Origin of the sequence: Pseudoalteromonas sp. BMB (assembly GCF_001709235.1) — a bacterium.
Classification (GTDB): Bacteria; Pseudomonadota; Gammaproteobacteria; order Enterobacterales; family Alteromonadaceae; genus Pseudoalteromonas; species Pseudoalteromonas maricaloris.
Window position 1 is genome coordinate 21,857 of record NZ_MBQA01000184.1, and the last position, 8,428, is coordinate 30,284.

The 8,428-nt window shown below is 42.0% G+C and carries 7 protein-coding genes; 3 read left to right on the forward strand and 4 right to left on the reverse strand.

From position 1 onward, the window contains the following. Nucleotide 1: 1 nt before the first annotated feature. Nucleotides 2-1,045 carry a biotin synthase BioB gene (bioB, locus tag BB427_RS16845; protein WP_010379433.1) on the reverse strand — a complete coding sequence of 348 codons (1,044 nt, stop codon included), beginning with the start codon at nucleotides 1,043-1,045 and terminating at the stop codon, nucleotides 2-4. A gap of 148 nt (nucleotides 1,046-1,193) precedes the next feature. On the opposite strand from bioB, the gene bioA reads away from it, so the two are divergent. Both bioA and BB427_RS16855 read left to right on the forward strand, forming a co-directional pair. After that, nucleotides 1,194-2,483, forward strand: a complete 1,290-nt coding sequence (bioA, locus tag BB427_RS16850; RefSeq protein WP_069022081.1) for an adenosylmethionine--8-amino-7-oxononanoate transaminase — start codon at nucleotides 1,194-1,196, stop codon at nucleotides 2,481-2,483. A gap of 188 nt (nucleotides 2,484-2,671) precedes the next feature. Then, on the forward strand, nucleotides 2,672-4,009 hold the full coding sequence (locus tag BB427_RS16855; protein WP_039495850.1) for a KamA family radical SAM protein: 1,338 nt from the start codon (nucleotides 2,672-2,674) through the stop codon (nucleotides 4,007-4,009). 409 nt (nucleotides 4,010-4,418) lie between these two features. Here the strand turns inward: BB427_RS16855 and BB427_RS24745 are convergent, their stop codons facing one another. Next, complete coding sequence (locus tag BB427_RS24745; protein WP_254663659.1) at nucleotides 4,419-4,904, reverse strand: hypothetical protein; 486 nt, start codon at nucleotides 4,902-4,904, stop codon at nucleotides 4,419-4,421. Nucleotides 4,905-5,299: 395 nt separating this feature from the next. Then, nucleotides 5,300-6,301 carry a hypothetical protein gene (locus BB427_RS16870; protein ID WP_069022084.1) on the reverse strand — a complete coding sequence of 334 codons (1,002 nt, stop codon included), beginning with the start codon at nucleotides 6,299-6,301 and terminating at the stop codon, nucleotides 5,300-5,302. Nucleotides 6,302-6,449: 148 nt separating this feature from the next. Between BB427_RS16870 and BB427_RS16875 the strand changes: the two genes are divergently transcribed. Further along, complete coding sequence (locus tag BB427_RS16875) at nucleotides 6,450-7,421, forward strand: transposase (RefSeq protein WP_069022088.1); 972 nt, start codon at nucleotides 6,450-6,452, stop codon at nucleotides 7,419-7,421. Nucleotides 7,422-7,941: 520 nt separating this feature from the next. Here BB427_RS16875 and BB427_RS16880 read toward each other — a convergent pair. After that, the coding region (locus tag BB427_RS16880) for a transposase (RefSeq protein WP_175401299.1) at nucleotides 7,942-8,428 on the reverse strand (487 nt) is incomplete at its 5' end.

An 8,428-nucleotide genomic window follows, 5' to 3' on the forward strand; every position in this document is an offset into this window, starting at 1 on the left:
ATTAGTTGGCTTCGTAAAATAGCTCTGATGTCGCTTTGTCTGCAATTGCAGAGCTTAACGATGCCTCATAGGCCTCATCCGAATAATCTTCACGTTTTTCAGGGTTCATCCCAAGTTTTCTAATGAGATTCATATCGGCGTCTGCTTCTGGGTTTTCCGTGGTCAATAGCTTATCACCATAGAAAATTGAGTTAGCGCCAGCGAAGAAACACATAGACTGCATCTGTTCATTCATCGCCGTTCTACCTGCAGATAAACGCACGTAACTGTGTGGCATCATGATACGCGCAACCGCGATAGTACGGATAAATTCAAAGTGATCGAGGTCATCAACATTTTCAAGTGGCGTACCTTTAACTTTAACAAGCATATTAATCGGTACACTTTCTGGTTGCTTTGGCAGGTTTGCTAATTGGATCAGCAAGCCATAACGATCAGATGCCTGCTCTCCCATTCCTACAATACCACCAGAGCACACTTTCATTCCTGCATCTCTGACGTGATCAAGGGTATCAAGTCTGTCTTGATAAGTTCTTGTCGTGATAATTTGTTCGTAGTATTCAGGTGAGGTGTCCAAATTATGGTTGTAATAATCAAGGCCCGCTTCTCTTAGCGTGTGCGCTTTTTGATTATCCAGTTTACCCAAAGTCATACAGGTTTCTAGGCCTAGCTCTTTAACTTCTTTCACCATTTTGGCGATATAAGGCATATCTCTATCTTTTGGATCAGACCAAGCGGCGCCCATACAAAAACGTGTCGCGCCCTTTTCTTTCGCCAACTTAGCTTGAGTTACAACCTTTTCCACTTCCATCAAACGCTCACGTTCAAGATCCGTTTTGTAATGACCTGACTGTGGGCAGTATTTGCAATCTTCAGGACAGGCACCCGTTTTGATAGACAGCAAAGTGGAGATTTGAACTTCATTGGGATTGAAGTTTTTGCGGTGAATACTTGCTGCATAAAAAAGTAAGTCGTTAAAAGGCATGGTGAACAGTGTTTTTACTTCTTCATGTGTCCAATCGTGTCTTAGCGCGCCTAATTCCATATTTTCATTCTCTTTTTATTCTTGCCTAAATTTACAACACGAGTATTTTCTAGTGATTAAATTTAGCGCAGTCAAACTGACGGTGATTGGCTTAGTCTACTTCTTAGCTTAGTATTGTCAACGTTACATGCGCCCACAAGGTTTACAAATGAACAATAAACACACAATCGATATTGAATTTGATCGCAAGCATATATGGCACCCCTATACATCAATGATTGACCCTCTGCCCGTCTATCCAGCCGCAAGAACATTCGAGAACAAAATTGAGCTTGAAACCGGCGAAACTCTCATTGACGGTATGGCATCCTGGTGGAGTGCTGTGCATGGTTATGGTCATCCAGAAATAATCGCTGCGATAAAAAATCAAGCAGACACGATGAGCCATGTCATGTTCGGAGGGCTAACTCATCAGCCTGCCGTGGAGTTATGCAAACTACTTGTGGAGCTAACCCCAGCCCCACTTAATCGAGTATTCCTAGCCGACGGTGGCTCAGTTAGTGTTGAAGTTGCAATCAAAATGGCGATCCAATATTGGTTGAGTAAAGGCAAAAAGAACAAAACCCAAATAATGACCGCCAAAAAAGGCTATCACGGTGATACATTCGCAGCGATGAGCGTTTGCGATCCTGTGAATTCGATGCATGCCATGTACCAAGGTTTTTTACCTGAGCAGGTGTTTGTCGATGCCCCTAGAAGTGAGTTTTACGGCAGCCAAAGTCAAGATGAACTTAACGCGTTAGAAACCGCATTTGCTGCTCATCATGAAAAGGTCGCGGCATTTATCATTGAACCAATAGTGCAAAATGCGGGCGGCATGAACTTCTACCACCCAGAATATCTAAAGGCGCTTCGAGCGTTATGTGATAAGTATGAGGTGTTACTAATTGTAGATGAAATTGCGACTGGGTTCGGCCGCACAGGTAAAATGTTTGCCTGTGAACATGCAGATATCGCACCGGACATTATGTGTGTTGGCAAAGCGCTTACTGGCGGAAACATGACGCTCGCAGCCACTTTAACAACAGAAGAGGTGGCTTTGGGTATTAGCCAAGGCGAAGCGAAAGTGCTAATGCACGGACCAACTTTTATGGGAAATCCGCTGGCGTGTGCCGCTGCTGTAGCTAGTCTCACAATCTTAAAACGCCAAGAAACAATGGCCAATATTGAACGAGTCACGAGCGCGCTAAACGCACTCAAGCGCTGTCTTAATCTAAGTGCAGTCGTAGATGTTAGAGTCCTTGGTGCGATTGGCGTGGTGGAAGTAGAACGGGTTGTTAATGTTGCAAAAATCCAAAAATTCTTCATTCAACAAGGTGTATGGATAAGACCTTTTGGCAAGTTAATTTATATTATGCCGCCGTATATCACCTCAAATGAAGATATTGAAACACTCATTGACGCGATTTACGCTGCCATTGAAGGCGAACACTTCTAAAATAAGTTAAATTTTGAATTAGGTCTATTTCATGACCTAATTTCGACAATGTAATCTAAAACAATGGCGCATATTCAACAAAATTGCGTTATTTCGAACTTTCCTCGCTTTGTACCTGAAATAACATCAATGGCATGTTACCATGGTCGTTTTTATTATTAGCAAGTGAGAAAAGAGACATATTATCTATGCAGCAAACCGTCAAATTGCAGCCAGCTGAAGCTTATCAGCCCCCTCGTTTTACTGTTTACCAACACCGCCAAATCGATAAGATAGAGCAACTGGATAAACTGCCCGAACATCTTCGCTTTCAAATGAAAGTCGTCGCCAATGTATTCCCTTTTCGCGTTAATAACTTTGTCATTGAAGAGCTCATCGATTGGGATAAAGTGCCTAACGACCCCGTTTTTCAGTTAACTTTCCCACAGCGTGGTATGCTAGATGACGAGTCATACGAGCAAATGGCCGACTTGTTAAGTCGCGAACATACACCAGAAGAAGTGTTTAACCTTGCAACCAAAATTCGTCAAAAGTTAAACCCGCACCCTGCGGGTCAAATGGAAAAAAATGTTCCTGAGTATGAAGGTGAACGCGTAGACGGGATCCAACACAAATATAAAGAAACCGTGTTGTTTTTCCCGTCTCAAGGACAATACTGCCACTCATATTGCACTTTCTGCTTCCGCTGGGCGCAGTTTGTTGGCAAAGCTACCCGATTTAACAATAACGACGCCGAGCTGCTCCACAATTACCTAGCCGAACACACCGAAGTGACCGATCTATTGATGACTGGTGGCGATCCCATGGTAATGCGCACCGTTAAATTGCGTAAATACCTTGAAGCGCTAAAAGAGCCAAGGTTTGACCATATTCGCACCATCAGGATCGGTACTAAATCTCTCACTTTTTGGCCATTCAGATACGTCACCGATCCAGATGCACAAGAGTTATTAACCTTGCTAAAAGAGCTGGTTGATGCCGGAAAGCATGTGTCAATCATGGCGCACGTTAACCACAAACAAGAACTGCGTACTGAAGTCACACGTGAAGCGATTAAACTTATCCGCAAAACTGGTGCACAGATCAGAACACAAGCACCACTTCTAAATAATATAAACGTAGACGCTGATATGTGGGCTGACATGTGGAAAGAGCAAACACAGCTTGGCATGATCCCCTACTACATGTTTATCGAACGAGATACCGGCGCTAAGCGTTACTTTGAAATCCCGTTACACAAAACGTGGGAAACATTCCGTGAAGCTTATAAGCAAGTCTCTGGTGTGAGTCGTACAGTTAGAGGACCATCAATGAGTGCGGGTCCTGGTAAAGTTGAAGTGTCTGGCGTAACAGAAGTCGCAGGCGAAAAGGTGTTTGTGCTGCGCTTTATTCAAGCACGAAACCCAGACTGGGTGCAGCGTCCGTTCTTTGCCAAGTTCGACGAAAATGCCCACTGGCTGGATGACTTAAAGCCAGCATTTGGGGAAGAAAAATTCTTCTGGCAGGACGAGTACGACGCCATGTAAATGTAAAAATATCAAAAAAGCCAGCAAATTGCTGGCTTTTATTTTATTTGGCGCATTTAAATAACCTGAGATTTAGATAAGGGATGGGCTAACTCATCGCTTATAAAATCACAGTAAATTATTTCCTTATCTAGCCAGATAGTTTTGCAGATAACTGGCTGCTAAAAGCATTAATTTGAATAAGTCTTAACTATATCTATCAGGTTTGAGTACTAGAGCATAATCAAATATGACTATCGCTTAAGGGCCAAACTCGGCGGTTCAACAGCAACACCATATCTTAAACCCAATTGCGATAAAGGGCACTCGACTGACTCGTATTTGGACAAAACGAGTTGGGAGAACGTCTGTATTAGGTGAGTTTCGCATAAAAATTTCTATGGCGCGAAGTTAATAGCCTTGTTAGTAGCTATGTCCAAAGCGCCCACCTGATATGAATTAAACGAATCAGCATCTGGTTTTCTTCTTGATACTTTTCTTCGCTACAAGGAATATCGTCTTCCTCATAACATTGCCACCAAGCATACAACGCTTCTAGTTCCTTCTTGGCTGCTCGATGTTTATCATCAGCGTCCCAATCAGTATGACCGCTTAATAACTCTTCCTTTTTTACGCAATCAGAAAGTAGCTGAAAACAAGCATGGAGCATGACAGAATCTTTATCCCGCCATTCTTCATTAAGAGTATCAATTTTCAAAATATTTCCAGGTTCCACGGACTTCCTTTTGGCTACTAACGCCCCAATAAGGGGCTGATAATGCTTGGCTAAACTTGTGTAGCGAAGCGAAACTGAGCCAAGCTTTAGCAGTCCCGCACTTAATTGGCTTGTTATATAGCCTTTCGCACCCAAACCAGATGCAAAACTATATGGATTATTAAAAATATGGCTGGGCAAAAAAACAAATAAAACTCAAACAAGCCACTGCCCAGTTTAAACAGTTCACCGTCAAAGCTAACACCAGACCAATAAGTAAATACCAGAGCTGACAAGCCCAAAATGAGAAATACTAATCGTGTTTTATGCTTAAGCTTTAAGCCCCAGCTTACTGAAGTTAAAGCTATGTAGCCAAAGATCCCAAACACTGAAGTAATAATCCACTTTAGGCTAAAAAGAATTGGCAAATCAAGAATGCTACCGACTGCACCAATTAACGCGAAAAATGCGATGATCACCAATAACGTTGATGGAACCCAAGCCAGAATAGTAGTTAACCCAATTAGCAGATTTCTCATAATCCTCTTTGGCTATATAACTCCCTAATCAGCCGACGCGTCAGCGGTCGGCTGCATTTACTTGTTAGCTTTATAGTGCAATATTCTAGTGTTTACGCCTAAATATTCATAAGCCGCAGCAGCCTTCATTACCAAATCTTCGTCTCTACACAGAAAAAAATGACAAAATGAAGCAACACCTGCATGCGTCATATCACTAAAGGATGCCCGAAATCTTCTATCTTTTTTCATTTTTGAATCACGATAGTAACCGAGAAAATTTAACTGGTGATAGACTGCGTTGACTTTCTCTTGAATAGTTCTTTCTCTATCAGAATCTGCTTCAAAGCTATGAGGTTTTACTCCAAAAAATGTTTCTATACCAATTCCTGAGAATCCTTCAATGCCTGATAAAATCTGCCATATTTTTTCCACCACGTTTGGCGGTTTTACATTTTTTAATATAACTGGCCCGATTCCCGTTTTGGCCTCGAACTCTGAAACTGGGGACTCGCCTCTTTCATCAAGTTCCTCTGCTACTCTCGAAGATTGACTGCTCATCAACGCAGGCAAATCTGCAATAAGCTTTTTGATACTTTCTATATCTATGGTTTCATCTAGCGCAATTTCGTCAATTCCTTCTAAAGCTTCCATCATGTACTTTTGTAAATCAACAGAACCTTGTTGAAAGATTTCTCCAAAAGACTTATCTGATTGTCCCCCGTAAAATTTCATGAGCATCTCAGACATGCCAAAATCGCCACTACAGCTTTCCGATTGATTTGCTAAAAAGCGCTTATAAGTATCACTTGCTAGAACTGAATGAATGTTTGCCTGTCCAGTTTGTTTAAAGTTTTGATCGAGAATTGGCTCTATATACTTTGCGTCGATCTCTTCTAGTAATTCAATAAAGCCACATTCATAGCCTATTGACCTCTGAATTTCCTTTAGAGTCTCATCTGAATAGGCTGGAGTGAGGTTATTGTTTTTAAGCAGCTCTCTAACTTGATGAGGATCGCCTTTAGTCATCAAGTCCAATACGTTGTGATCTAGATACGCTAAAATACGGTTATCTTCCATAACTCCCCCTTAAAGCTAACGCCCCAAGCAGGGGCAATAACACGTAGGCTATAATGTACAAATCGCTGACACCCACCTCTAATTTGCACCTTCCTAAGATACCACCTAAGCTTTAGCTCTGCACTCAATGGATTGAGGAAACCAAACTATGGCAACTGCCCGTAAAAGACAAATCAGTTTAACCGACACCAAATATTATCACTGTATCTCCCGTTGCGTCAGGCGCGCATTTCTCTGTGGCGAAGATAAATTTACTGGTAAATCATATGAACACCGCCGTGATTGGGTTGAAGAAAAGCTCTTGATGTTGGCTTCCATATTTTGCATTGATGTTTGTGCTTATGCCGTGATGAGTAATCATACTCACATTGTTTTATATGTTGATGACAAAAAGGCGAAACGTCTGTCGGATGAAGCAATTGTGATGCGGTGGCACAAGTTGTTTAAAGGCAATTGGATAAGCCAAAAATTTACTGAAGGTGAGCCACTCAATGAGTCGGAGCAATTGATGCTAGATGAGCTGGTTGATAAGTACAGAGAAAGACTCGCAGATATTAGCTGGTTTATGCGAGTGCTTAACGAAGACATCGCCCGGCGAGCAAATAAAGAAGATAATTGTACAGGCCGGTTTTGGGAAGGACGATTCAAATCCCAAGCATTACTGGATGAAGCAGCACTGGCTGCTTGTCTCGCTTACGTAGACTTAAACCCCATTAGAGCCAAAATTGCCGCAACGCCTGAAACCTCAGACTACACCAGCATCAAAAAGCGAATTGACCATGCGAAATTAGGTAAACAGCCAAAAAGCCTACTACGATTTGCTGGCAGCCCACGAAAACATATGCCAAAAGGACTGCCTTTCGAGCTCAAATCCTATATTGAGTTGGTTGAACTCACGGGCAAATGCATTCGGGTCGATAAACGCGGGTATATCAATGAAGCACAACCCATTCTTACTCGACTCAATATAGAACCTGAGAACTGGATAAAACTCACTACGCAGTTTTCACGGGTATTTCACGGTGCCGTTGGCCGAGAGCGAACAATAACCGCTTACTGCGAAACACTTCAAAAACGACGACGTACAAACCTAACAAACTGCGAGCGCTTGTTGGCTTAGCAAAACTCACATTCTCAACTCTAGAATTTCATACTGCTGTATTTACAGCGCTTTGTCGTGCGCGATAACCCGGTTTTGATGCAGAGATACGCTTGGGCGCTAAAAATCAACCTATCGATAAACGTATTTAACCACCGTGACGGAAGTGCTTTCATACTTTTTTAGTTCACCTCCTCTGCTTTAATATTAATAGTGATGGGTGTCATTTATTTTTTCCTAGGGTGTTTTGTTTTTCGTCAAACAACTGAAACAAGCGCTCCAAGGGTACTGTACGGTAAATATATTTTTCTAAATCTTGTTCTTCTAAATTCAAATACATCTGATTTACTCAATAAAAATATAACGAGCCTGTAGAATAACTCGTTTCAAATTTGTTTTTGTAATCAACAAACGATAACTGAGTTCCTATTTTGATTCAATCGTTTAGTTGGGTGTGAGTTGTTATTTTAGGGCGTTTTTTTAAGCTGTTTGTTGTGGTTTGAGAGGCGTTTCGGAGCTGTTAGGTCAGGTTGTTCTTAGCTTACGACACCCTTTCTCGTAACTTTTCGATATTGTGAACAAGGCAGTATAGCTGCCATTGAGCATTGACTTTTACTTGGCCGCGTAATGTGAGCTTATTCATCCCTTTATTCACCGTGATGTTGCCGAATACTGGTTCGATACATCCAAGTCGTTTGCTGTATTGTCGTCGTCCTATTGGGCTGTCTATTTTTACTTTCATTTTGTCGATGTAACTGATTTTTTTGCGAGACTCATCACTCTTAAACTGTACTTGTCGGCCTGTTTTTATCGGTGGCTTTCGCATGCACTGCTGTTGTAGTGGGCATACTTTGCAATCTTTTAAGTAACCACAGAATCGCGTGTATTCTTGGTTGTAGCTTTTTACATTGATACCGCTTCGCCACATCTCGTTCCCTGCGGGGCAGTGGCAGGTTTGTGTTGCGTCATCATAATGGAAGTCGTCTGAGGTAAATAAGCGTGGCTTGCCTTTACTGCGTTTTAATCGG